This is a genomic window from Phormidium sp. FACHB-592, assembly GCF_014695795.1.
GTDB lineage: Bacteria > Cyanobacteriota > Cyanobacteriia > Leptolyngbyales > Leptolyngbyaceae > Stenomitos.
The window spans coordinates 1-23,853 of sequence record NZ_JACJOZ010000052.1; the positions used below are offsets into that span (position 1 = coordinate 1).

Genomic DNA, 23,853 nt, shown 5'->3' on the forward strand with positions numbered 1-23,853 from the left:
ACCAAAGTTGATCAACTCCTCGCTGAGTTAACACCAGCAAGCGTTGCTTCCGTCACAGGTTACCCCTTCATCTTGGATGCCCTATCTGCCTTGAACGCCGTTTAAATTGGTATGACAAGAGCGAACTGCGGCTAAACTGCCGGTGCAATCGACCTAGTAATGCTGAAGCCTGTAGCAGATCGATCGTGGGCTACTAACCGTTAGCATCTTGCTTCATGACCAGACTACCCGATCGACAACGAGAGCATCAGGCAAATGAACGTACGTTCTTGGCTTGGCTTCGTACCTCTATTACCTTAATCGGGTTCGGACTTGCCATTGCTCGCTTTGGCTTATTTTTACGTCAGCTAAGAGTAGCTATTACTGACCAAGAGGTGCCTAGCAACCCTGTTTTTAATTCAGAGAACCTGGGTATCAGTTTGGTCATCTTTGGCATTGTGCTTATTGCTTTAGCTGCTTGGCGCTACAACCAGGTGCTGTGGCAGATTGAGCGAGGAGATTACCGACCGAATCGACTAATCATTTGGGGCATTACTGGCATCACGATCGTGTTAGGAGCGTTGAGCATTCCTCTACTGTTGCAACAGGAGCCACCTCCATCCCCTTCAATGCCCAAAAAGCCCTAACTGTAACGATCATTATCCTTGATACTGTCACCCTATCAGCTATAGACCGCCACAATCGCTACCATCAAAAACCCTCTGCTCTTTTTGTGTAATGGGCTGTGTACTATGATTAGGGGCAATCGCCACCAGATTTTTAGTTGCAGTAGGTATCTGAAGCATGACCGCAGTTAGTCCTAATCCCCAGTCCGTTAGCACGCCCGCCTTCTGTGATGGCATTCAGTATTACAGCGATGCAGTGCCAGGTTTTGATGTCTATGGTGCTGTGCCAGCGATTGGAGAAGGTCAAACCGCGATCGCCGATCTTACTGATCCTGCTGCTGCGTATCAAACGCTTTTGTATGCAGATGCCTTGCGCTATCTAATCTTACAGGTGACAGCCAGTAAGGCTTCTGGGCACCCCGGCGGCTTTGCCAGTCAGGCAGAAGCGTATGCCGCACTAGTCATGTTGGGCTACAAAAATATTATTACCGAGGTCGGGCATCATGCACCTGGCTTCTACAGCGCTATGTTCCTGGATCGATCGCTGGAAGACATGGGCATCAACACCGTGCAGCAGTTGCGCGATCGTTTCCGCGAGCAGCACGGCTTGCTAGGTCATCTCTCTGGCTTTATCCCTGGCATTCTTGCACCTGCCGGACCTTTAGGGCAAGGGCAACACTTTGCGATGGCAGCAGCACTCTTGCACCCTGACAAGCTCTTTCCTTTCACAGTCGGTGATGGCGGCCTGGGCGAACCCTACATTGTGAGCGCGATGGCTCATTTCCACACAGCTTACCCCACTGCAACAAACTTTCTACCCGTGCTGGTCTGGAACGGCTACTCCCAGGAACACCACAGCATGGTGTCACTAAAAACGAATGAGCAGATGGAGTCATACTGGCGCGGCAACGGCTTTGAGCAAGTGGTACTTATTGATGCCAAAGACTTTGATGACCAAAACCAGCCTGGAGCATACGTTGATAGCACTATCTTCGCCCCTGAGCAGCGCCTCGCATTCGGCAAAGCGGTGCTAGCAAAAACGGATGAAGCGGCTCGCTCTGCCCTTGGTGGTAAGCTAACCGTCCTGATTATTAAGCAGCTTAAAGGTGCAGGTGTGCATGCACGTGGCGCAAAATCTCACAACCTTTATGCCCAGCACACGTTAGAAAATCCTGACATTGTAGCGGCATTGAAAGCTCGTGCGCTTTCGCCTAATGCCTGGGCACTCGTGCGCGCCAACTGCGAGCGGGCAGGTGGCGGTCCTGCTAGCAAAACGGTGGTAACAGAATTTGAGCGATCGCTCCCCTCGCTTGGTCAACTGCCCCTAGAAGAATTTACGGTTGGTGGCGAGCCAAAGGTTTCCACCACTGCAATGGGTAAGCTAGTTGCAGCAGTTGGGCAAGCCGATGCTGCCTATGTAGTAACTAATGCTGATGGTAACGAGGCATCGGGTATTGCCAATATTAACCAGGCGCTCAAAATCATTCATCCAACTGAAGATCCACTGTACTATCAGGCTCCAGGTGGACAGGTCTATGAACCGTTGAGCGAAGATGCTTGTGCAGGGCTGGCAGCGGGATTAGCGTTAATGGGATCGCGATCGCTCTGGTGTTCCTATGAATCGTTCGCGATCAACGGTCTACCCATCTGGCAAACGGTGACGCAGGCAATGGCAGAACTTCGTCGTCCTACGCCTGCTACCGTAACGCTCTTTACAGCAGGGGCTCTAGAGCAAGGACGTAACGGTTGGACGCATCAACGCCCCGAAATTGAAGCCTATTTTGCTGCCATGATGCGCAACGGCAACGTTTTCCCGCTCTTTCCGCCCGATGCCAACAGCATTCAGGTCTGCTACGACTGGGCGCTGACTCAAAAAAATAAAGGGGTAGTGATTACAGCTAGTAAGTCACCCTTACCCATTCGGACGACGTTTGACCAGACGCAGCAGGCGATCGCTAATGGTGCCATCACCCTGCACGAAACTAGCGGCAGTACAACCGTTGTGTTTGCTGTCATCGGCGATATGCCCCTGATCCCCGTTTTTGAAGCAGCTACCCAGTTAACCGCAGAGGGCATAGGTGTCCGCATCGTTTCAGTGATTAATCCCCGTCGCCTTTACCGCGCATCCGATGTGGGCTGGGATCTGTGTTCCGAACCTGATAGTGCCTTTCTTAATGATGCTGAGTTTGAGTCGCTATTTGGCGGCGATGTCCTAATTGGTGTGACAGGTGGTGCCAGCGGCATGCTAGAACCAATCATGCTAAGAAGTTTGGCGAAGCGCGATACCTTTGCCTGGAAGCGCGGTGAAACAACGGCTAGCCCCACTGCTTTGATGGCAGTTAATGGCATTACAGCCGAGGCTCTGGCAAACCGGGCGATCGCCTTGTCCCTATAAAGAGTATTTCAGCAGTAGCTGCTCAGCCTACCACCTCTAACGCGGAAGCAAAATTTGCTTTTAAGAAATTGTGGTATTTAAAAGTACACAAGTTGTGTTAACGTTCATGAGGCTTGACTAGCGGATTGATGGATCACTTAAGCTCTAGTTGGGAACTATAGTTGAGAAGTCCGTTAGTTTTGTCAGACGATCAGCGTACGATTTGTGCGTCGATCGCCTGAGATAAACCCATCACTAAAAAATCACTGAGGAGAATCTTGCTATGTTGAAAAAGCTTGCTGTCGCAGCCATTGTTACACTTTCAGTCGGTCATGCTGTCGCAGCATCAGCAGCCCCACTAGCGGTAACGACTTCGCCTGATGAAGAAACCATTGTGGGTGGTCGCTCGGTCGATCTACCGACTCCACCTGTAGCGCCTATCTACTTCACATTGCCAATTGAACTGTCGATCGTGAAAAATGCAGAAATTTCTACCAACACTCCCATTACTGACAAACTAGGCAGTGATTATGCCGCTTGGGGTGCAGCGATCAGAGAATGTTCCCTGCAAAAACCAACCTTCGTTAGAACGGTTGGAGAAGAACAGTATCCTTTCGTCGTTGGTGGCACCGAAGGCACAATCAAGCTCAATGCAAACGACAAGCCTGTTTGCAGCATCTAACACCCATACCCTCTGATTAACTCAGGCAAGCGTAGTGAAGCCCAACGTCGTGAACTCATGTTGTTTCGGTTAGCTTTACTACGCTTTCGATTGGCTACCTAGCCTCTACCTTGCTAAGCTACTCGTTCTACAGCAATAACTTTATTTAAAATTTATTAATAGCGGTTATCCCGGTGACGATCGCTCTACTGCTCTAAATGTCTAAATAGTTAAGGCTTGCCATAGCAGTTGAAGAGAGAGTTAGGACAGATTAGGGTTTCCAGTTCTGCTTCTAGTAAAGGTTCTACTTAATCCTTTAGCCTTTTGCTATACCACTGAGAGAACAGCTATGCTTCACATCTACTTAGCGCTTGTCTGCTAGCTTGGCATCTGCCCTCGTTAATCTTTACCATTGCAATGGCGTTTAATGAAGATTGCCTCAAGCGCTTGAGCCTTCATTAAGCAACGCGTTATAACGCTTACAGTTGGCAAAACTTGCGGTGAAAATTGGTTTAGACTTCTCGTGGGTTACTCTGAGCCTTTAGATTAAAAGGAAGTGTTGTGAGGAAATTCCGATGAACGTCTTGCCTACTGAAATTCCTGATGTCTTGATTTTTGAACCTCGCGTTTTTGAAGACGATCGCGGCTTCTTTTTTGAAAGCTTCAACGAACAGGTTTTTACAGACAAGACGGGAGTAGCTGCTCAGTTCGTCCAGGATAATCACTCCCGCTCCTGCCAAAACGTCTTGCGTGGACTGCATTATCAAATTCAGCAGCCCCAAGGCAAACTAGTGCGAGCGATCACAGGCACCATATTGGACGTAGCCGTTGATATTCGTCGGCAATCTCCCACCTTTGGGCAATGGGTAAGTTGCTACCTCACTGCAGACAACAAGCGAATGCTTTGGGTACCTGCTGGGTTTGCTCATGGTTTTGCAGTCATCTCAGAAGTTGCTGAAGTTCTATACAAAGCAACCGATTACTATGCGCCGCAGTTTGAGCGGTGCCTTCTCTGGAACGATCCCGATTTGGCGATCGACTGGGCTTTAAAGGCAGAGCCGCTTCTATCAGCGAAAGATCACGCTGGGAAGCCACTCAAGTTAGCTGAAGTTTACCCGTGACACAACCCTTCTCGAAGAGACTCGTTTTATGAAAGCAATCATTCTCAGTGGTGGCAAAGGCACGCGACTACGACCGCTGACATACACTGGTGCCAAACAACTGGTGCCAGTCGCTAACAAACCGATTCTTTGGTACGGCATTGAGGCTATTGCGGCAACGGGTATTACAGACATTGGCATTATTATCAGCCCAGAAACAGGCGCAGAAGTTAAAGCAAAAACGGGCGATGGCGATCACTTTGGTGCCAACATCACTTATATTTTGCAAGAGTCACCTGCGGGTTTGGCTCACGCCGTGAAGATTGCACGCCCCTTTCTTGGCGACTCACCCTTCGTGATGTATTTGGGCGATAACTTGATTCAGAACGAACTCGGTGAATTCTTGAATCACTTTAAGACAGAACAGATGGACTCCCTCATTCTGCTGCGTCCTGTAGCCAATCCCAGTGCTTTTGGTGTTGCACAGGTCGATGATCAAGGACGGGTTGTTCAGTTAGTAGAAAAGCCCAAAGTACCAGCGTCAAATCTAGCGTTGGTTGGTATTTATTTCTTCGCAAATACGATTCATGCGTCGATCGATCGCATCCAGCCATCAGCTAGAGGTGAACTTGAAATTACTGATGCGATTCAAGATCTGATCAACCAGCAAAAACACGTCGAAGCCCGCCAAATTGAAGGCTGGTGGCTTGATACTGGCAAAAAAGATGACTTGCTCGAAGCAAATCAAATCATTCTGGATACCTGCCTTAAAACAGAAATCAGTGGTGAACTGGATGCTAAGAGCCAAACCTTTGGACGGGTACAAATCGGTACGGGTTCCAAGCTCATTAACTGCACTGTGCGCGGTCCAGTAGTCATCGGCAATGATTGTCACTTGGAAAATTGTTTTATTGGTCCCTACAGTAGTATTGCTGACCAAGTCACGCTGGTTGATGTAGACCTAGAGCACAGCGTTATTCTCAAAGGCGCACAGGTTATTGGCATTCATCAGCGCATCGTAGACAGCGTAATTGGGCAGCGAGCTCACCTTAAAACGGCTCCCCAGCGACCTAAAGCGCTTCGGTTCATGATTGGGGATGATAGTCAAATTGAGCTTGCCTAGCGGTTGCTTCGTCTAAGATGGGCCTGGAACCTTCCGAGCCACTTAGAGAATAGCTGGTGGGTAAGCTTCATTCTCCTATAAATGGATGCAGGGGAAGCTGAATAAAAGATTCAAGCAAAAATGTCAATAATATAAAATTTTCTCAGCGATCAATAAGCAAGAAACAATGAGAAGAAGTTCTCAACAAGCATCAGCAGTGCCTTGGTTCTTTGCAAGTCTATGAGTGTCCAACCAGCGTTGAAGCGTTTGATATGACCAGCAATGAACCCCGCGTCCTAATTGTGGCAGAACACGCCTCAGCAAATTTCGGTGGTGAGGCAACGCTGCCTTTTCACTACTTTCGTATCTTGCGTCAACGTCAGATCGAAGTTTGGATGGTTGTGCATGATCGCACTCGTGATGAACTAAAGCAATTACTGGGAGCCGATTTCGATCGCATTCACTTCATCACTGATACATCTTTGCATCGATTTTTGGATTGGCTCTGTCAATTCTTGCCGCATCGGTTGGCTTACTTTACGCTTGGGTTTGTGGTGCGCTTGATGACTCAGGCTGCTCAACGCCGTCTTGCAAAGCAGCTGGTGCAGCGCCATCAAATTACGGTTGTGCATCAGCCGATACCGGTCTCACCCAAAGAACCGTCTCTAATTTTTGCTGTGGACGCGCCGGTGATTATTGGTCCCATGAACGGTGGGATGAACTATCCGCCTGCCTTTCAAAAGATGCAAAGCCGCTTTGTTCATGTGTCATTGGCAGCAGGTAGGCTCCTTTCTAAGTGGCTAAATTGGCTGATTCCAGGCAAGCGCCAAGCCGCAATGCTATTAGTTGCCAATGCCCGCACACGCGCCGCGTTGCCGAAGGGTGTATGTAGCAATATCGTTGAATTGTGTGAGAATGGCGTTGATTTATCGGTGTGGCAGCAAAAGCCTGAAAGCGTTACTGCGGAAGCGGTGCAGCCCATAGATATGACCACAGCTCTAGCCGTAACGCAGGCGACTAAGTTCGTGTTTGTCGGGCGGTTGCTGGATTGGAAGGCAGTTGATTTACTGCTGCTTGCCTTTGAGCGTGTCGCTAAACAGATGCCTGTTGTACTAGAAATTATTGGCGATGGACCCGAAGGTCTTGCCTTGAAGCAGCAGGCAGTGGCATTAGGATTACGGTCGTTGGATGAGCCTCAAGCAATGGATCAAAGACAAGTGGGAAACGAGCTTCAGGCAGTAGAACACGGTGTAAACATGCATCCTGACAGCGCTGTGCATTTTCTGGGCTGGCTATCTCAAGCTGACTGTGCTCAACGGCTGTGCCAGTCGGATGTGATGGTACTGCCAAGCTTATTGGAGTGCGGTGGAGCCGCCGTTCTAGAGTCAATGTCAATTGGTCTTCCGGTCATTGCTACCAAGTGGGGTGGACCAACTGACTATCTTGATGAATCGTGTGGCATTTTAGTTGAGCCTCAATCACGTGCATCATTTATTGACGGTTTAGCCGCCGCTATGCTCCGTTTAGCATCATCTCCGTCCCTACGGCGATCGATGGGTGAAGCAGGTCGCCAGCGTGTATTAAGCCATTTTGATTGGGAAGTAAAAGTGGATACTATCCTCAAACTTTATCGGGAGGTAATGCCCATGCCATTACTAAAACAGCCAGTGATGAGCCAAAAAACTGCTGGTCAAGCGGTTCATTCACCATAATTTTTAAACCTTAATGGCAAAGTGACAGTTTTTTATAATACCGAACGAACATTTCTTTCCTAATCTGGCTTGAACTTGACACAAAGACTCAGAACTTATGACACTTGTAGATCACGGACAAACACGAACCAGACCACGGACGCTTCTCGTCACAGGGGGGGCTGGCTTTATTGGCGCAAATTTTGTTTATTATTGGTGCGAAACCTATCCAGGCGATCGCGTAGTAGTGCTAGATGCGCTAACCTATGCAGGAAACCGCCAGACGCTTGCACCACTAGAGGAAAAAGCAAATCTGCGGTTTGTGCAAGGTGACATTTGCGATCGTGCAGTCGTATCAGCGCTGCTGGAAGAAGAGGCAATTGACACAGTGGCACATTTTGCGGCTGAGTCTCATGTTGATCGCTCAATTCTAGGTCCTGATGCTTTTGTGCGAACCAACGTGAACGGTACTTTTACGCTGGTCGAAGCCTTTCGGCAATACTGGAACGCTTGCAATCAACCGACCCATTTTCGGTTTCACCACGTTTCTACAGATGAAGTCTATGGCAGCTTGGGTGCCGATGATCCAGCATTTTCTGAAACGACACCCTATGCGCCCAACAGCCCTTACTCTGCATCAAAAGCAGGTAGTGACCATTTAGTGCGTGCCTACTATCACACCTATGGGCTGCCGACGCTGATTACCAATTGCTCCAACAACTACGGTCCGTATCACTTTCCTGAAAAGTTGATCCCGCTGATGTGTATCAATATTCTGATGGGCAAGCCGCTACCTGTCTATGGCGATGGGCAAAACATTCGCGATTGGCTGTATGTAGGCGATCATTGCAGCGCCTTAGATGCAGTGATTCATCGCGGCACACCGGGCGAGACATATAATATTGGCGGCAATAACGAGGTTAAAAATATTGATCTCGTCCATATGCTGTGTGCACTGATGGACGAGCTGGCACCAGAACTGCCTGTTCGCCCCTCTAACAAACTCATTACGTTTGTGAAGGATCGCGCTGGACATGATCGCCGCTATGCCATTAATGCAACCAAGATCACAAGCGAATTGGGTTGGCAACCAGCACAGACGATCGAGAGCGGCTTGCGTCATACCGTTTCATGGTTTTTGACTAACTGTGAGTGGTGGCAACCGCTGCTCTCAGACGAGTATCAGGCATACTACGCGCAAGTTTACACAAACGCATAGGGGGCGATCGTTGTCAATCGCCCAACGCGATCGCTTACGAGGTTGGCTTCTTGGCGCGGTTTACAATGCGTAGCCGCTGAGTCACCATCGTCATGCCGTTCTGGCGGACTAGCACGGCTGAAATCCAGTGGCTATTAGCTGTGAGTGGAGCGCGCCCGACTTTAAAGATGCCGCCAGCGGAGAGCAGTTCTAGATCGGCTGGGGTGGGGTTGATCAAGCCATCTGCTTTCACGGGTTCTTCTAGCGCTGTGCCAAGTAGCAGGTCATTGCCCAATGGTTCTTGCACAACGGCGTCAAAGCTAAACTGCTGACCCGCATTGACCTGTGCGGGTAAATTTAGTTTGACGGTCGGTGGGTTGGTGCCAGAGGTAATCTGGCTCCGTTCAGCAAGAACATCTTGCCGTACGATTTTTTGATTTTCAAACTGCTGTTGCGCCTGTAACGTAGAGTCGATTTTCAATTCGCGCTCGCCCACTTTCTGCGCGCCAGTGACATACGTTACCGTTTCTGCTGTAATGCCTTTGCCTTGAGATTTCCAGGACTTCAGTTCAGTGCGGTAGGTCAAATTTGGGTAGCGCTTCCAAAGCTGAGTCAACGCCTGCTCCAACGTTTGACGTGTCAAGCCATCAGAGTGCGTAAACGTTGGCCCATAAAACGCGAGTACGCTTTGGATATTGTGGCTACTAGCAGCTTTATCGATCGCTGTCAAAGTCTCCTTGAGCGCTGCGGGAGCCGTTTCTGGGGGTTCTGCACTCACGGGGCTAGCGTACGATGTGCCCCCCAACGTGATTGCCACACCTACAGCCATTAAAAAAGCCTGCCAGTGCTTTTGTGGTGCCTGGATGGATCGTAAAATGGGTTGAGTCACAGTGGTGAAGGAGTGCAAAGGCTTAGGCATAAGGATCAGGATTGGGTGAGTGACGGCTAACAATTTGGCGTACAATCTGCAACTTAACATCTTAAGGTGAGTAAAGGCGGTTTAACTGGAGCAGCATTGCTTGATAGATCCCCAAAACGTTAATGCCATATTTTGAAGCTTTGAAGCAGCTCTTTAAAGTAACGTGAACAATTCTCCCGATTCTACTCTGCCAGCAGCTATCAGTGGTGTAACTGCGGTAACGCCCTCAACGCGCTTGCTGGTTGCCGCCAGCGGTACTGGTGGACACGTCTTTCCAGCGATCGCCGTGGCAGAGTGCCTGTCAGATTACCAGATTGAGTGGCTAGGTGTGCCCGATCGCTTGGAAAGCCAGTTGATTGCTGGTCGCTATCCGGTGCATACTGTGGCGGCTGAAGGCTTTCAAAAACGTGGTTTGGATAGCCTTCGCGTTGGCTTCAAGCTGATCGCGTCTATCTGGCAAGCACGACGCTTACTGCAAAGAGGTCGCTTTCAGGGCGTGTTTACGACGGGTGGTTACATTGCTGCACCTGCTGTCCTTGCGGCGCGATCGCTCGGTTTACCAGTCATCTTGCATGAATCGAATGCACTGCCGGGTAAAGTGACTCGTTTTCTGGGTCCGTGGTGTAGTGCAGTGGCTGTTGGCTTTGAGGAGGCAGCAACCTACCTTCCCCGCACAAAGGCAATTCACACTGGGACACCCGTGCGATCGCAGTTTCAGGTTGGAACCTCACACGTATTCGATCTCCCCATTCCCAATGACGCACCACTGATTGTTGTGATTGGCGGCAGCCAGGGCGCTGTAGGCGTAAATCGATTGGTGCGGCAGTGCGCCTCTGCCTGGTTTGATGCTGGTTGCTGGGTTGTGCATCTTACAGGCGAGAATGATCCAGACGCAAAGAGCCTCCAGCATCCCCAGTACTTGGCGCTACCGTTCTACAACAACATGGCGGGTTTGCTGCAACGAGCGGATCTGGCAATTAGTCGATCGGGTGCAGGTACGCTAACAGAACTTGCCATTACCCACACGCCTTCGCTGCTCATTCCCTATCCCCACGCGGCTGAAGACCACCAGACCTACAATGCAGCCGTATTTACGAAAGTTGGAGCTGCTAAGCTGTTTCAGCAGGCTGATCTAACGCCGGACGTACTGAATGCTGAAGTATTAAGCCTGCTGAGTAGGGGGCACACTCATACCCATCCTTCCTTAACACTGCAAACAATGGCGCAGCAGGCAGGCAGTTTAGCAGTGCCAGACAGCGCTGAACAACTAGCTCAACTCGTGCGTCATTGGCTCGCACCTGGACGATCTGTGAAAAGGTAAGAGTTCTATTGCTTCGCAGTCTAGCCCTAAGGTGGTTTGCACCTGAATGACAGTCAATGGTCGCCTGAATGCAAAGTAGTACGCTTGTATTGTGTGTTACCGACAAAACGCTGCTCATAGCAGACAATGAATAGCGTTCTAATGCTTTGCAAGGAGCACACTGTGCAGAACGCAATCAACTGGTTTGAAATTCCTGCTGCTGACTTTGATCGGGCAGTCCACTTTTACAGCACTGTTCTGGGTCAAGACATTCAGAAAAGCGAGTTTATGGGCGAACCACAAGCCTTTTTTGCAGGAAGCGATACAGGTGTAGGAGGCGCGATCGTGAAGAGTGAACGCCTAACGCCAGCAGCAACAGGTTCTCTCGTTTATCTAAATGTAGAAACAGTTGATCAGCTAGAACAATCGCTAGAGCGAGTAGAGCCAAACGGTGGCAAAATGCTAATGCCAAAAACGGCGATTGGTGATCCTGGTTTCATCGGCATCATCCTGGATACCGAAGGCAACTGCGTCGGCTTACACGCACCCAAACCACCCGCTTGATCCTCAAGCAAACCACAGTTACGGTGCGACAACCTGACTGCTATGACTGCGGGGATCACTATCAGCCTTCGCTTTGGTAGTGACAGGGGCAGAGAAGGCAGACGTTTGTCCGCTGGTCTTCGCGTAGGGTAACAAGTCGCCACCAGCAAGCGCAACAAGGTTTGCTTCCATAATTGAGCGGGGCTGCTCGCCGATCGATTGGGCAATCGCGTTACCATCCTGCCCCAAAAAGACAAAGTGTGGAATGCCATCCACCCGATAGGACAGCACTTCGGGGAGCCATTTGCTATTGTCCACGTTTAGCATGACAAAATTGACCCGATCGCCGTACTCCTGCTCTAACGCTGCCATGTCAGGTGCCATTGCCTGACAACTCGTACACCAATTGGCATAAAACTCCATTAGCGTTGGCTTACCGTTACTAAGTGCAATTTCCAACGGCACCGACTCCTCCGCCATCGTAGACAGGAGCCCTGTCCCCGTTTCGGTCTTCAACCCTAAGAACACAGATGCAGTAAGGACGATCGCCACCAGCACAATAATAAAGTTTCGGACTCGCTTGCCGATAATGGTTTGCGCGCTGCCAGCTTCAGCGATTGGAGTCTGAGCCGCATCTGATAGTGACTTTTTTGAGTCGGGTGAGTTAGCAGTCATAGGGATACAGGCTGACGGTACGAACGTTAAGTATCTCAATTGTAGCGATCGTGGTTAGCACTTTAGAACGGTTGTTGCTGACCTCTGAGCATTACCTGATTTTCCAGATTTGATTTTCCAGATTGTCGCAATTGACGTAGCTGAACGCGGTAAGCTCCTCTACACTGCATATGGTCTGTTTTGATGCTGCTGCTATGTCTAACGAGAGTGAATATATCCGCAAAGCGGAAGCAACGAGAGTCCGTGTTTTAAGCGAAGCGCTGCCTTACATTCAGCAGTTTGCTGGTAGGACGGTTGTGGTCAAATATGGCGGTGCTGCGATGAAGGACAGCAACCTGAAAGACAAAGTGATTCGCGATGTTGTCTTCATGGCGTGTGTGGGTCTACGCCCGATCGTCGTGCATGGTGGCGGACCAGAAATCAACACTTGGTTAGACAAGTTAGGCATTGAGCCACAGTTTAAAAATGGGCTGCGGGTGACAGATGCCGCCACAATGGATGTCGTGGAGATGGTTTTAGTTGGTCGAGTAAACAAAGAGCTAGTTGCTTTGATTAACCAAGCAGGTGGTTCGGCAGTCGGGCTTTGCGGGATGGATGCCAACTTGATTAAAGCCCGTCCTGTAGATGCTGTAGACGTCGGTTTTGTCGGTGAAGTAACCAGTGTTGATATCCGAATTCTAGAGACGCTGGTGAATGCGGGACATATTCCGGTTGTTTCCAGCGTGGCGGCAGACGAGACGGGACAAACTTACAACATTAATGCTGACACGGTAGCGGGTGAGATCGCCGCTGCTTTGGGTGCCGAAAAAATGATCCTGCTGACCGATACCGCAGGCATTCTGCGCGACTACAAAGATATGGCAACGCTGATTCCGAAAATAGATATTCAGGAAGCCCGGAAGCTCATTGAGGAGGGGATCGTCTCAGGGGGCATGATACCAAAAGTAAATTGCTGTGTGCGATCGCTCGCTCAAGGTGTCCGTGCTGCTCACATCATCGACGGACGCATCCCCCACGCACTGCTATTGGAAATCTTTACTGATGCTGGCATTGGCTCGATGATCGTGGCATCAGAGTTTATGGGCTAGAGAGGAAGGGTCAAAAAAGGGAACAGTAAAGTAGAAGGATCAAACGTACGGTGATCAGGGACTATCAACGTCGCTGTGTTTAACGTCGCTATGTTTACGGTCTTCAGCTTCACATTCTTCAGCATCTACTTGAGTGGAATCCCCTATGCCTAGCTATTCTGAAACAACGGCAGCGATCGTGCAGCAGGCAAAAGCCCGTGAAAACGCACTGCCTTTGCTAAACGAGTCCTGTCGCTCTCGGTTTTTCTTTCAGCCCAAACCAACTAAGCGCGTTTGTCTCTTTCTACATGGGTTTACAGCCGGACCTTACCAGTTTGTACCGATGGCAGAGATCTTTTTTAAGGCAGGCTATAACGTGCTAGTGCCGTTGCTTCCGGGTCACGGACAGGCAGGCAACTGGAGCCGCCAGAACCCACCACCGCTACCAACTGATCCTAAGGTTTATCAGCAGTTTGCGCTGCACTGGCTAGAGCAGGCACAGGCATTAGGGGAAACGGTTACTGTGTGCGGGCTATCGGCAGGGGGCACGCTTACTGCCTGGTTAGCACTGGAACGTCCGAAAGCCATCAACCGCGCTATCCTGTTCGCTGCCTATTTAAGCAGCAGTAGCCGAGTCCTCGATCTATTTGTCAAGAAGATTGACACTTACTTTGAATGGACGGTCAGCAACATTAATCCATCTAAGGGTAGCGGTTACAACGGCTTCTCAGTATCGGCTTTGCGGGTTTTTCTGCATTTGGGGCAAGACATTCTCAAGCGTTCCGAAAAACAACCTGCGGCACCCATGTTTATCGTTTCTAGTGATAGCGATATTGCTACAGGCAGCTTTGATCACAAGACGCTGTTTGAGAATGCCCGATCGCATCAGCCCATTACTTGGTACAACACCTTTAGCCGAGAGTTGGCAGTTCCGCACACGATGATGACGGTGCAGGAAGGCAATCGGTGGGCAAGTTTGCTGCCTGTGATGGCAAAAGCTTTTGTAGAAAGCAATCTAACCTGGACAGATGTGCAGGAAATTGGCTATCGCATGACGCAAGGTAAAACATTTCCTAGCGTCGTAGCGGAATTAGGTTTGGTGGCGAAGGCTTCACCAGATATGCCTGCCATGATGACAATGGTAGATAAACGAGCGATCGTCCTGGCACGAAATCCGAGTCTATCCGAGGAAATTTGATAGGAGAAGCCGTGAGCCGTTAGTGGTTAAAAGCTGAACGCTGACGGCTGAACGCTTAAACTCAAAGCTGCTTTGATCCAGTCCTAACCATTCCTTACCTTGGACGGGTGAGCATGAGGCGGCAGAGCATGAACTAAGATAAGGCAGCAATTTACCTTCTGCTAACGTTTATCCTCTGCTTCCCCTGATCCATGCCTAACTATTCCGACTTAACCACCACGATCGCGGCTCAGGCGAAAGCTCGCGAGGATGCCCTGCCTGTTCGCAACGAGTCTTGTCGCTCAAAATTTCTCTTTCACCGTACGCCAACCCAAAAAGTTTGCCTGTTTTTTCACGGGTTTACTGGCTACCCAAATCAGTTTTTGCCGCTGGGTAAAGCGTTGTTTGAGCAGGGCTACAACGTGCTGATTCCGTTGATGCCAGGGCATGGGCAAGCAGGAAATTGGAACCGCGATCGTCCCACCCCACTTCCTACCGATCCAAAGGTCTATCAGGATTTTGCGTTGCACTGGATTCAGCAGGCAAAGGCACTGGGGCAACAGGTTGTCATCGGTGGACTCTCAGGGGGAGGCACCCTTTGCGCTTGGGTCGCGCTGGAACACCGAACGTTAATCGATCGCGCCTTACTCTTTGCTCCCTACCTAAGCGGCAATAGTATCACCGATAAACTATTCATTAAGCTCTCCAATTCTTACTATGGCTGGGGTGGCAATCCTGAGTTGGCGATCGGCTACACCAGTTTTCAAGTGCCAGCACTGCGATTGTTTCTCGATTTAGGTACTCAACTGCTGAAACGCGCACGCAAAGCGCCTGCGGCTCCGATGTTTCTTTTCTCTACTGAAATTGACGATTCAGTCGATACAAACGACCACAAAGCCTTTTTTGCCGATGCACTTAAGTTACAGCCTAAGTGCTGGTATCACTGCTTCGATCGCTCCTATAAGGTGCCACACACCATGATGACGATCGGTGAAGGCAACCGCTGGGAAGGCATTCTTAACTTTATGGTAAAAGCGTATGTCGGGGGTGATCTCACCTGGACAGAAGTCGAAGAAATTGGCTTTCGCCTCACTCAAGGCAAAACCTTTCCCGCCATTGTGGCAGAACTGGGTCTTAGCAAGCGCGTTAGTCCTGACTTGCCCGCCATGATAACGATGATGGACAAAGCGGCAATCGTCCAGTCGCGCAATCCTTCCAGCCTTGATACTGATGCGTAGCCTTATTGGTCGGGACGTTACGTGCAACGTCCCTATAAATTCGTGGAAATCGCTTGCACTGGACAGGTAGGAATGCACTGCTCACAGACAATGCAGCGCGATCGCGTAAAAGTCAGCCGAAAGGACTGTGGATCAAGCGTTAGAGCCTCGGTTGGACAGACACCTGTGCAAAGACCACAATGCACGCAAGCGTCTTCATCAATCATGATCTCGCGATTGGAGAACGAAACGTTGATGTCTTGCGATCGCATCCAGTCCATTGCCGCATCCAATTGGTCTATATCGCCTGCTAACTCGACGACAAGTGTGCCAACTTGATTTGGCGCGACCTGGGCACGAATAATATTGGCTGCCACGTTGAAGTCTTTTGCCAGACGATAGGTGACTGGCATTTGCACTGAGCGTTTAGGAAATGTGAGCGTCACCCGTTTTTTCACACGTTTAGGGGAAAAGCCTGCGTAAGGGTACAAATTGCAGCACTAATGCTTCTATCCTAATACCCACTGCCGGATGACGCATTCACAAATCTATTCGTTTAGGAAGCAATGAGGTGTAAAGCTACCATGCAGACCATAGGGAACATGATGCTTCAGACGCAACCGTGCCACTGGCTCCTGGTGCAGATTGCGTGCATCGAGGATGACGACCTCCGATCGCTCGTGAGCTGCATTGTAAACCAATGTCAGCAGCCAACCGTCATCTTCAGCGCCGACTAGAGTGTCAGTAGGCAGTCCATCTTTGAACGCAGCCGACGATCGTGGCACAAAAATAGGCTCGCTGACATACCCCTGCGGTGCCGCACTCCAAAGCTGACGTTCACCTGACTCAACATCCACTTTAAGGATCGCTTGTAACGGTGCATTGCCTTCCGCCACGTCCGCTGCTCCCATGTAAATATAGCGGTGTGATCGTCCTGCTTTTGCCGGATGTACGTAAGGAAACTCACAGCACTGACTTTCTAGCAACTCACGCTGCACCTGTTGCGTTGTAAGGTTGAGTCGAAACCGCCAAAGCTGCCCTGGAGCCAGCTTCTCAAACGCCGTCTCGCGAAAATCTGCACCTGCCTCTACACTTGGCAGTGACCCATAGCATACGGAATCAATGACAATTTCATCACTGTCCTGAAACGCATTCGCGTGATGGAACACAAAGCCAGCATGAGTTTCAAAGGCTAAATCTGGCTTTTTATCCTTCTTTGATCCTACCGCTCTTGGAATGACAGCAATCCGCGTTGGCTTTTCAGGATTAAAAGTAATGCATTCACCTGGACCGCTTTTGCCAAAAAGAAACGGCAGTGGGTTAAAACTAACGGGGTTTTGAAAAAAGATGGCGTAATCTGGTGTGATCACAAAATCGTGGATAAAAGCAAAGCCAGGAACAGAATGGGCGTGTTTCCGCAACAGCTTGCCCGCAGGATTAAACTCAAACAGCGTGATAGTTGAGGATAAACCCGGCTTGATCGAAAAATTGACGAGACATGGAGCGCCATCATCCTGATTGCACGCAGGGTCAATCCACGGATGGGCGGCAAAAGCATCACCTGGCTTTAGCACCCCGTCCAGGCGATCGAGTCCGATTGTTTCCAGCGTTGTGGGGTCAAGGCGATGCGGCTCGGCTGCTTCCCACAGTGCGAGCAGTTTGTCGCCCCAGTAGAGAATGTTGGTATTAGCAATATTTTTCAGCCGGAAGTCGAAGGCATTTGCCAACCAACCTCCGGGTTTTTGGGTGCCAAAGACACCTCTATAGAGAATGCGTCCTGCGGCTTGCTCTGCAAGGTATCCCTCCGATCGAACGAAGCGATTGCGAAAATGAGCACGACCGCTATCAAAGGTGATCGCGCAAATCATGCCGTCTCCATCAAAGGGATGGTGAATCATCTGACCATTGATGTCCAGTAATCCAGGACCATTACGGAACAACGTGCCATGAAGCTCTGGCGGGATTTCGCCCTCAATATCCTCAATCCAGTAGTCGAATTCTTCTTTCAGGGAGTTGTAGCCTTTCTGCCAATCCTCACGAGTGTAGGAAAGCACTGTCGGCACTGTAGAAGCACGTTCATTAAGCTGGAAGCTTTGCATAGATAAAAGAGTAGTATTAGTGACGGTTTACTTAAGCCAGGAAACCGCTCATGCAAAAGCAAATGAAATAGTTCAAGCAAGGAGCGTGATAACAGTTGCTCTGAGTAACTAGACACAACGAAAGACAAAGGCTGTAGTCTCCCTTGGTTCTAATGCAACAACGCGGCAGCACGGGAATACCGACAGCCGAAGGCTGCACAAGATGATTTTTCATGCCCAAGAACTTATAACGGTTGTCTCACTCAAACTCCAAAGCTGTGAACTTCAAAAGACTTGCACTGCTGCTTACCCGACAAGAGCCGATAAAAATCAATGGTAACGAAATATTGCGAAAGAGGGCAAAGAGACAGCACTCTGGTGCCCTTCTCAGTAAAAACTTATGCCTCGCCTCAAAGGCTTTGCAGGCTCCCGAGGCGGCGATCGAGCAACCCACTGACGAAAATGGCACCCACTTATAGCCTCCACTTTTGCACCTAAGTGAGTGGGCTTTAAGCTATGCTTGACCACACTCCAAGCAGACTCTTGAAAGCGATCGCATTGGTAGTAATCGCACCGCCCGGCTAGGGTGAAACAAAGCGCAACGAAATTGTAATCAGCGTCAAGAAAAGGATAAACCCGATTGTATCCAGCATCGTGGTCACAAGCGGTCCACTGACCAACGCTGGGTCAAGCTTGAGCCGCTTCATTGCCATGGGTAGCAGAGTTCCCAGCGTGACAGCAACCACTGTATTAATTGCCATTACAAAGCCTGCCACCAGTGCAACCCAGCGCTCCTGTGGGGGTGTCCAGATCAGTGCTAGCAGCACCATCGTTGTTCCTAACGCAAAGGCGGCTCCCACCCCTGCCAGTAGTTCTTTGCGTAAAATTTTGAGTGTGTCGTGAGGCGTGACTTCACCAACACCCAGCGATCGAATGGTTACCGTCAATGCCTGAATGCCAACTGTACCGCCTGTGTTGGAGAACAATGGCATAATTACTGCCAAGACGGGAACCATGGCGATCGTTTTCTGAAAAGGCGCGATCGCGCTGGAGGCACCAATGTACAACGCCATAATGCCCAACAGCCAGGGCAAGCGATTCCGCAGCTTCTCCAACGGGCGAGAGAGGGATGATTCATCACCGTTGCCAACCCCTGCCAACCGTTGAATATCTTCAGTCGCTTCCTCTTCCAAAATGTCGATCACATCATCGATCGTAATGATGCCAACCAGCCGATCCTCACGATCCACTACAGGAAGCGCCAGGAGGTCATAGCGCTTCATTAGTTGTGCCACTTCTTCTTGAGGCGTGTCTGTACGGACTTTAAGGACACGATCGCTCGCAATATCGCCAATTAACGCGGCTGGAAGCGAGAAAAGCAATTGCCGCAGTGATACGACCTGTACTAGCTTGCGGTTGTCATCAGTGACATAGGCATAGTAGACCGTTTCCTTATCCTGGTCATTAAGGCGAATCTTGCTGAGAGCTTGTTCGACTGTTAGCCCTTGCCGCAGCCGCACATACTCTGTTGTCATGACCCGTCCAGCAGTGCCTTCTGGGTAGCCCAGGATAGTAGCAGTCGCTTGCCGTTCGACCGGACTAAGCTGCTGGATCAAGCGTCTAACGACACCCGCAGGCAGTTCATCAAACAACTCCGCGCGATCGTCCGGTCGCATCGCTTCAACCAGCTGACAGACCTGTACGTCGTGTAGGTAGCCAATCAGTTCCTCCCGGACATCGTGACCCAAGTACTCGAACACCTCGGTCGCCTGACCTTTATTTAACAAACGAAAGGCGATCGCACGCTGCTCTGGCGGCAAATCCTCAATATAATCCCCAATATCCACTGGCTGAAGCTGATTTAGTTCTAGCTTCAAACGATTCAAGTCGGCAATATCCGACAGTGAAGTACGACCTTCCTGAGTTAGCATAACGTCTCCTAAGTCTCCCCCGCGCTGGGAGACTTAAACTCGCCAGGTCAGAGGAGGGTATTACTGTAAGGGGATGGACTAGAGTCCATGAAGTTCACAAAATGCGACATCGATGCCCACTAGAGGTATCGCTGAACCTATGCTAACCGTTATCAGCCCCGTACACAATGTAAAGAAGGACACTTCTTAAAATTTTCTATAAAATTATGCTTTTCAGTCCATTCTGCATAATGCTGAGAAGAATTCTTTTGTCAGAAATAAAAACAGCGTAACTAATGAGCGTTGCCTGACTAACATTCAGGTGGATAGTCTGGTATCCATCCTGGAACTATAAGTTGTAGCGATCGCTCGCTGATGCAATTATGCCCGCCTGCTTACCTTTGTCAAGCTTCTGCTTCAGTTTCAGTGAGACTTCTGGATCATAACAGACGATCGTCCATAACATATTGCAGACGACTGCAAGAAAACCTACAACTCTTTGCAAAACAGCAGCTTGTTTAGAACTGGCTTATCTACGTGACTAGCTCAATAGGACTATCTTTGGCTGCTAAAGCTCTTGAGAATCTACTACATCTCGTTCCGTACGTACCCACTTTGTCTGTGGTTTAACCAAAAACGTCAGGTAGAGCGGTATTTTCCAAAGAATATAACCTGGCACTGATAAGAGGGCGCTTAACGGTAGGGTGTCCCTTGCAAATTTTGCCCAAGCAGCAATAACTGAAACTAAGATCAGCAACCCTTCCAATGCCACCGCCAGTAATGGTGCATAGAGCTTCAGCGTCAGACCTGTCACGATCGCGGCGACTGTAAGGAGCAGCCACAGCATTACCAAGAGCGAGAGTGGAGGAACGCATAGATCAAGCGCGATCGCCAGAACATCAAATCGCTTCTGGTTAACCCATTCTTTAAGTAGCCGCGGCACTTGGGTGCGTAGCGTTTGCAGGTGTCCATGTTCCCATCGGGTGCGCTGGCTTTTGGCAGCATGCTGTTGCTGGGGCAATAAGCCAGTAACTTCAGCATCAGCACAAAATATTGCAGGAGAGCCAGCGATTAAGAGATCAACAGAAAGCTGCATATCCTCTACTATATTGCTGCTAGCGAGGGAAGCATTCCTGATAACCGACCAGGGAAACGCCATACCAGTCCCAGTCAAAAGGCAGGGCAGACCCAGTTGCGCCAGCCCTAAGGGACGCACTAAATTCTTCACTGTAAAAGCAAGGAGCGAAACCGCTGCCCCAGGACTAGCATTCGCGGGCGGAGTAAGCAGATAACGCGCTTGCACTGGGCGTTGTTTCGTTGCTGCCAGATGCGAGATTTTTGCGATCGCGCCCTCTGCAACGAAACAATCAGCATCCACCACCACCACTACATCAGGCGGATCGGAGGCAAGAAATTTTAGCCCAAAGTCTAACGCATAGCCTTTGCCTCGTTTTTCCAGATCGTGCCGTTCAAGAACTGCAACATCAAACGCTCGCGCAACGGCAGCAGTTTCATCGCAACAGTTGTCAGCTACCACAAGCAGGCGATCGTGACTCGTCAACTGTGGCAGTAATTCCTTCAGTGTTGCACTAATACCCATTGCCTCGTTATGCGCTGGCACCAAAACAGCAACGCGTGGTCGCTCCGGCAACAGCTCTGTAGTAGTTTTTTGTCTGCCTGTAACGGCGGCGGCAAGACATTCAACAAACAGGACAACGATTGGAATAAACAGGAAGAGAGAAACCGTCAACAATAAAAAATTGAGCAGTTGATACATCACAAAGATTTTGGTGCTCCCACCCGTGCTAAATAGCGCTTCGATCGACAGCTCTAGCCTAAGACAAATGGTGAATCAAGTCACGAATTGCCTAGCGGGAAGTGTCACCTGATCGTTCAGCGGCTGATTCACTCGGCTTGAGAATTTTAAGGTTTTCTAGCAAGGTTGGCTTTTCTCCATAGCTCTGTCCGTACTGATTTGACTGGCTGTAGGCATTAGCTGTGCTTTTACCAGGATGGTTCGGGACAAGACCCAGGATAGGGAGTCGAAATTTGTTCATCTCTGCTAAGACTTGGGTCAATTTAGAGCGCTTTGTCTTGGAAACGCCAGCCACAAAGATAAACCCGTTGGACTGATCAGCCAGGAAATTAGCGTCAGGAAACTCTGAAAGTGCAGGCGTATCATAAATCACAAGGTCGAAGCGATCACGCAGCTTTTGCATCAAGTTCTGCATTTCTTTGGAAGCAAGCAAACGACCTGAATCCATCAAGGATTGACCAGACGTTAAGACAGAGAGATTGCTGTCTGCGGGCGCTCGTTGAGTGACCTGCTCAGCCTCAGTTTTGCCTGTCAGCACTTCATTCAAACCCGCCGAGTTTGGCAAGCTAAGAAGCGCGTGAATCTGAGGTGAACGTAAATTTGCATCAACCAGTAACACACGCTGTCCCATTGAAGCTGCTTCGAGAGCCAGGTTTAAAGCAGTAGTTGTTTTACCATCACCAGATTCTGCAGAACTAATAATCAAAGAGCGCGCTGATGGCTTGGAACCAAGAAAGCGAATGTTGGTATAAAGGGAGCTGAATGCTTTTGAAAACGCACTTGATCGCGGAGCCGACAGAGAGCCAGTACCCTGACCTAAGCCTTTATGGAAAGGGATCCTACCAAGAAGCGGTAGTTTTAAGGCACCTTCCATATCCTCAGGGCTGAAGAAGCGATTCTGATACTTCTCCTTGAGTAAAGCGACGGCTAGCCCAAGCACTAAGCAGGCTCCTAGCGCTACAATCAAAAACTTTGGTTCAACGTTAGCAGAGGGAATCGGATTGTTTGCACCGTCTCGCTCGATCGTAGGAGCCGAAACAATTTCCCATGGCACCTCTTTCTGAGCCGCTTCAATCCGCAGCGTTTCACGCTGAGTCAAAAATTGATTTAATGTTGTTCTGGCAAGCTCCAGTCGTTGGCTGAGACCAGTATACTGACGCACCACAACGGGAAATTCTTGAAGCTTTTGATTGAGGAAAACCTGCGATTGTGCGATCGCCTGCCTCCGTACTTGTAATTGTTGCGCTGTATTCGAGGCAGCCACAAGCTGTTTGATCAAGTCCACACGCAACGCATTTTGAAACGATAGAACGCGAGGATCAATAGACGCGCCAGAACCACTTAAACCCAGGTTCTTACGCGCTTCAGTTGCCAAAAGCTGCTCTAGTTTCCTTTGACGCTCTTTAATTGCCTGAATCACCGGACTTGCATCATTGTACCGAGCTGATTTAGCCGCAAGCTCGGCTTCCACCTTTTTCAATTCGGCAACGAGGCTCTGATAACTTGTGTTTTCACTCAAGGAAGCGGCAGCCAAAGCAACTTCTGGTGTCGCACCGAGTTGCGCCTGCAAACGCTGATAAAGTGCTTGCTGCTCTACTAAATTACGCTGCGTTTCTAATTGCTGGGACTGGACCTCTTGAGCTTGCTTAGAGAGTTCCGCGCCTTCTGTCGTTGGGTCAGTAATCCGATAGCGCTGCTTCAGTGCCTGTAGTTCCGCTTCTAAATCGTTAACGCGAAGCTGTAAGCTGGGAAGTTGATCTTCGATGAATTGGACACCGCCACCGATGCGGGTTTTTCGATCTTCAAGGCTATATCTCAGATACCCCTTAGCCAGCTCCTGCAAGATAAACTCTACTTTTTGAGGATCGGTACCCTTGTAGGAAACTTGTATAAGCTTCGTTGGCTCAGAGGACTGAGAACCAAAACGCTGTGACTCCACTTCATGCCGTCGGATCTCCAGGTTTTTGGTGCTTACAGCCGTTGCTAGTGAGTTAGCTGAAACATCAGGGTAACGGCGTTGAATTTCTGTAGCAATTTTGGCTAATAATTCAGGGCTTTGTAGCACTTGTAACAGCGTTGGGTAGTCAACACCATCGCCCTGTTGTGCCAGTGGTCGTGAGATAGCAGCCGGGTCAGAGAGACGTGCTTGTGACGTGATTGGCTCGACCAAAACCTGAAAATTACCTTTGAAGGTTCGCGGACCATTCAGCATTGAAGAAGCAACCAAAGCTGCAGAGATGGTTGTTACCCCTGCAATGAGGAAAGCATTGCGCTGAACCATCCTTACTACGGGTGACAAGTCTAGACCTTTCTGCCCGGCATTAGAGTCTACTGTCTCATCACCTAATGTGCCGTTCTCACTAAAACGCTCTTGATTGTTGAACGACAAATCTTGAGTGGATTGTTCAGCTTTCATGGTT

General features: G+C 49.7%; 19 protein-coding genes. 12 read left to right on the forward strand and 7 right to left on the reverse strand.

The window, feature by feature from the left end; all coding sequences use genetic code 11:
- The first annotated feature begins 215 nt into the window (after positions 1-215).
- The 7 genes from H6F86_RS14160 (at position 216) to rfbB (ending at position 8,752) form a co-directional block, all read left to right on the forward strand.
- Positions 216-626, forward strand: a complete 411-nt coding sequence (locus H6F86_RS14160) for a DUF202 domain-containing protein (protein ID WP_190449259.1) — start codon at positions 216-218, stop codon at positions 624-626.
- Between the two features lie 157 nt (positions 627-783).
- Positions 784-3,000 carry a phosphoketolase gene (locus H6F86_RS14165; protein WP_190449260.1) on the forward strand — a complete coding sequence of 739 codons (2,217 nt, stop codon included), beginning with the start codon at positions 784-786 and terminating at the stop codon, positions 2,998-3,000.
- A 262-nt stretch (positions 3,001-3,262) separates the two neighbouring features.
- A complete protein-coding gene (locus tag H6F86_RS14170) occupies positions 3,263-3,661 on the forward strand; it encodes a hypothetical protein (protein ID WP_190449261.1) in 399 nt (132 codons plus the stop codon).
- A 554-nt stretch (positions 3,662-4,215) separates the two neighbouring features.
- Positions 4,216-4,761 carry a dTDP-4-dehydrorhamnose 3,5-epimerase gene (gene rfbC, locus H6F86_RS14175; protein ID WP_190449262.1) on the forward strand — a complete coding sequence of 182 codons (546 nt, stop codon included), beginning with the start codon at positions 4,216-4,218 and terminating at the stop codon, positions 4,759-4,761.
- Between the two features lie 28 nt (positions 4,762-4,789).
- Complete coding sequence (locus H6F86_RS14180) at positions 4,790-5,863, forward strand: glucose-1-phosphate thymidylyltransferase (protein ID WP_190449263.1); 1,074 nt, start codon at positions 4,790-4,792, stop codon at positions 5,861-5,863.
- Positions 5,864-6,114: 251 nt separating this feature from the next.
- Positions 6,115-7,554: a glycosyltransferase family 4 protein gene (locus H6F86_RS14185; RefSeq protein WP_190449264.1), complete on the forward strand. Its 1,440-nt coding sequence runs from the start codon at positions 6,115-6,117 to the stop codon at positions 7,552-7,554.
- Positions 7,555-7,651: 97 nt separating this feature from the next.
- Positions 7,652-8,752, forward strand: coding sequence for a dTDP-glucose 4,6-dehydratase (rfbB, locus tag H6F86_RS14190; RefSeq protein WP_190449265.1), 1,101 nt, complete (start codon positions 7,652-7,654; stop codon positions 8,750-8,752).
- 34 nt (positions 8,753-8,786) lie between these two features.
- Here rfbB and H6F86_RS14195 read toward each other — a convergent pair whose 3' ends face one another.
- On the reverse strand, positions 8,787-9,650 hold the full coding sequence (locus H6F86_RS14195) for a nuclear transport factor 2 family protein (RefSeq protein ID WP_199305282.1): 864 nt from the start codon (positions 9,648-9,650) through the stop codon (positions 8,787-8,789).
- A 199-nt stretch (positions 9,651-9,849) separates the two neighbouring features.
- Between H6F86_RS14195 and murG the strand changes: the two genes are divergently transcribed.
- Both murG and H6F86_RS14205 read left to right on the forward strand, forming a co-directional pair.
- Positions 9,850-10,971, forward strand: coding sequence for an undecaprenyldiphospho-muramoylpentapeptide beta-N-acetylglucosaminyltransferase (murG, locus tag H6F86_RS14200; protein WP_190449376.1), 1,122 nt, complete (start codon positions 9,850-9,852; stop codon positions 10,969-10,971).
- A 162-nt stretch (positions 10,972-11,133) separates the two neighbouring features.
- Entirely contained in the window at positions 11,134-11,514 is a 381-nt protein-coding gene (locus tag H6F86_RS14205; protein ID WP_190449266.1) for a VOC family protein, read from the forward strand.
- An 18-nt stretch (positions 11,515-11,532) separates the two neighbouring features.
- Here the strand turns inward: H6F86_RS14205 and H6F86_RS14210 are convergent, their stop codons facing one another.
- Complete coding sequence (locus tag H6F86_RS14210; protein ID WP_190449267.1) at positions 11,533-12,168, reverse strand: thioredoxin family protein; 636 nt, start codon at positions 12,166-12,168, stop codon at positions 11,533-11,535.
- A 194-nt stretch (positions 12,169-12,362) separates the two neighbouring features.
- Here H6F86_RS14210 and argB point away from each other — a divergent pair, with 194 nt between their 5' ends.
- From argB to H6F86_RS14225, 3 genes are all read left to right on the forward strand, one after another.
- Positions 12,363-13,256: an acetylglutamate kinase gene (gene argB / locus H6F86_RS14215; protein WP_190449268.1), complete on the forward strand. Its 894-nt coding sequence runs from the start codon at positions 12,363-12,365 to the stop codon at positions 13,254-13,256.
- A 145-nt stretch (positions 13,257-13,401) separates the two neighbouring features.
- Positions 13,402-14,433 (forward strand): alpha/beta fold hydrolase, encoded by a 1,032-nt coding sequence (locus H6F86_RS14220; RefSeq protein ID WP_190449269.1) that lies wholly within the window; start codon positions 13,402-13,404, stop codon positions 14,431-14,433.
- Positions 14,434-14,624: 191 nt separating this feature from the next.
- A complete protein-coding gene (locus H6F86_RS14225) occupies positions 14,625-15,650 on the forward strand; it encodes an alpha/beta fold hydrolase (protein WP_190449270.1) in 1,026 nt (341 codons plus the stop codon).
- 32 nt (positions 15,651-15,682) lie between these two features.
- Here H6F86_RS14225 and H6F86_RS14230 read toward each other — a convergent pair whose 3' ends face one another.
- The 5 genes from H6F86_RS14230 to H6F86_RS14250 form a co-directional block, all read right to left on the reverse strand.
- Positions 15,683-16,087 carry an NIL domain-containing protein gene (locus H6F86_RS14230; protein WP_190449271.1) on the reverse strand — a complete coding sequence of 135 codons (405 nt, stop codon included), beginning with the start codon at positions 16,085-16,087 and terminating at the stop codon, positions 15,683-15,685.
- A gap of 90 nt (positions 16,088-16,177) precedes the next feature.
- Positions 16,178-17,728, reverse strand: coding sequence for a carotenoid oxygenase family protein (locus tag H6F86_RS14235; RefSeq protein WP_190449272.1), 1,551 nt, complete (start codon positions 17,726-17,728; stop codon positions 16,178-16,180).
- Between the two features lie 560 nt (positions 17,729-18,288).
- The gene (gene mgtE / locus H6F86_RS14240) at positions 18,289-19,638 is read right to left on the reverse strand and encodes a magnesium transporter (RefSeq protein WP_190449273.1); all 1,350 of its coding nucleotides are present in this window, start codon (positions 19,636-19,638) and stop codon (positions 18,289-18,291) included.
- 547 nt (positions 19,639-20,185) lie between these two features.
- On the reverse strand, positions 20,186-21,394 hold the full coding sequence (locus H6F86_RS14245) for a glycosyltransferase family 2 protein (protein ID WP_190449377.1): 1,209 nt from the start codon (positions 21,392-21,394) through the stop codon (positions 20,186-20,188).
- A 91-nt stretch (positions 21,395-21,485) separates the two neighbouring features.
- Positions 21,486-23,849: a tyrosine-protein kinase domain-containing protein gene (locus H6F86_RS14250; protein WP_190449274.1), complete on the reverse strand. Its 2,364-nt coding sequence runs from the start codon at positions 23,847-23,849 to the stop codon at positions 21,486-21,488.
- Positions 23,850-23,853 lie beyond the last annotated feature (4 nt).

Coding starts and splice junctions, on each gene's coding strand:
- H6F86_RS14160 (WP_190449259.1), top strand. CDS start 216: ATGACCAGACTACCCGATCGACAACGAGAGCATCAGGCAAATGAACGT.
- H6F86_RS14165 (WP_190449260.1), top strand. CDS start 784: ATGACCGCAGTTAGTCCTAATCCCCAGTCCGTTAGCACGCCCGCCTTC.
- H6F86_RS14170 (WP_190449261.1), top strand. CDS start 3,263: ATGTTGAAAAAGCTTGCTGTCGCAGCCATTGTTACACTTTCAGTCGGT.
- rfbC (WP_190449262.1), top strand. CDS start 4,216: ATGAACGTCTTGCCTACTGAAATTCCTGATGTCTTGATTTTTGAACCT.
- H6F86_RS14180 (WP_190449263.1), top strand. CDS start 4,790: ATGAAAGCAATCATTCTCAGTGGTGGCAAAGGCACGCGACTACGACCG.
- H6F86_RS14185 (WP_190449264.1), top strand. CDS start 6,115: ATGACCAGCAATGAACCCCGCGTCCTAATTGTGGCAGAACACGCCTCA.
- rfbB (WP_190449265.1), top strand. CDS start 7,652: ATGACACTTGTAGATCACGGACAAACACGAACCAGACCACGGACGCTT.
- H6F86_RS14195 (WP_199305282.1), bottom strand. CDS start 9,650: ATGCCTAAGCCTTTGCACTCCTTCACCACTGTGACTCAACCCATTTTA.
- H6F86_RS14210 (WP_190449267.1), bottom strand. CDS start 12,168: ATGACTGCTAACTCACCCGACTCAAAAAAGTCACTATCAGATGCGGCT.
- argB (WP_190449268.1), top strand. CDS start 12,363: ATGTCTAACGAGAGTGAATATATCCGCAAAGCGGAAGCAACGAGAGTC.
- H6F86_RS14220 (WP_190449269.1), top strand. CDS start 13,402: ATGCCTAGCTATTCTGAAACAACGGCAGCGATCGTGCAGCAGGCAAAA.
- H6F86_RS14225 (WP_190449270.1), top strand. CDS start 14,625: ATGCCTAACTATTCCGACTTAACCACCACGATCGCGGCTCAGGCGAAA.
- H6F86_RS14235 (WP_190449272.1), bottom strand. CDS start 17,728: ATGCAAAGCTTCCAGCTTAATGAACGTGCTTCTACAGTGCCGACAGTG.
- mgtE (WP_190449273.1), bottom strand. CDS start 19,638: ATGCTAACTCAGGAAGGTCGTACTTCACTGTCGGATATTGCCGACTTG.
- H6F86_RS14245 (WP_190449377.1), bottom strand. CDS start 21,394: ATGTATCAACTGCTCAATTTTTTATTGTTGACGGTTTCTCTCTTCCTG.
- H6F86_RS14250 (WP_190449274.1), bottom strand. CDS start 23,849: ATGAAAGCTGAACAATCCACTCAAGATTTGTCGTTCAACAATCAAGAG.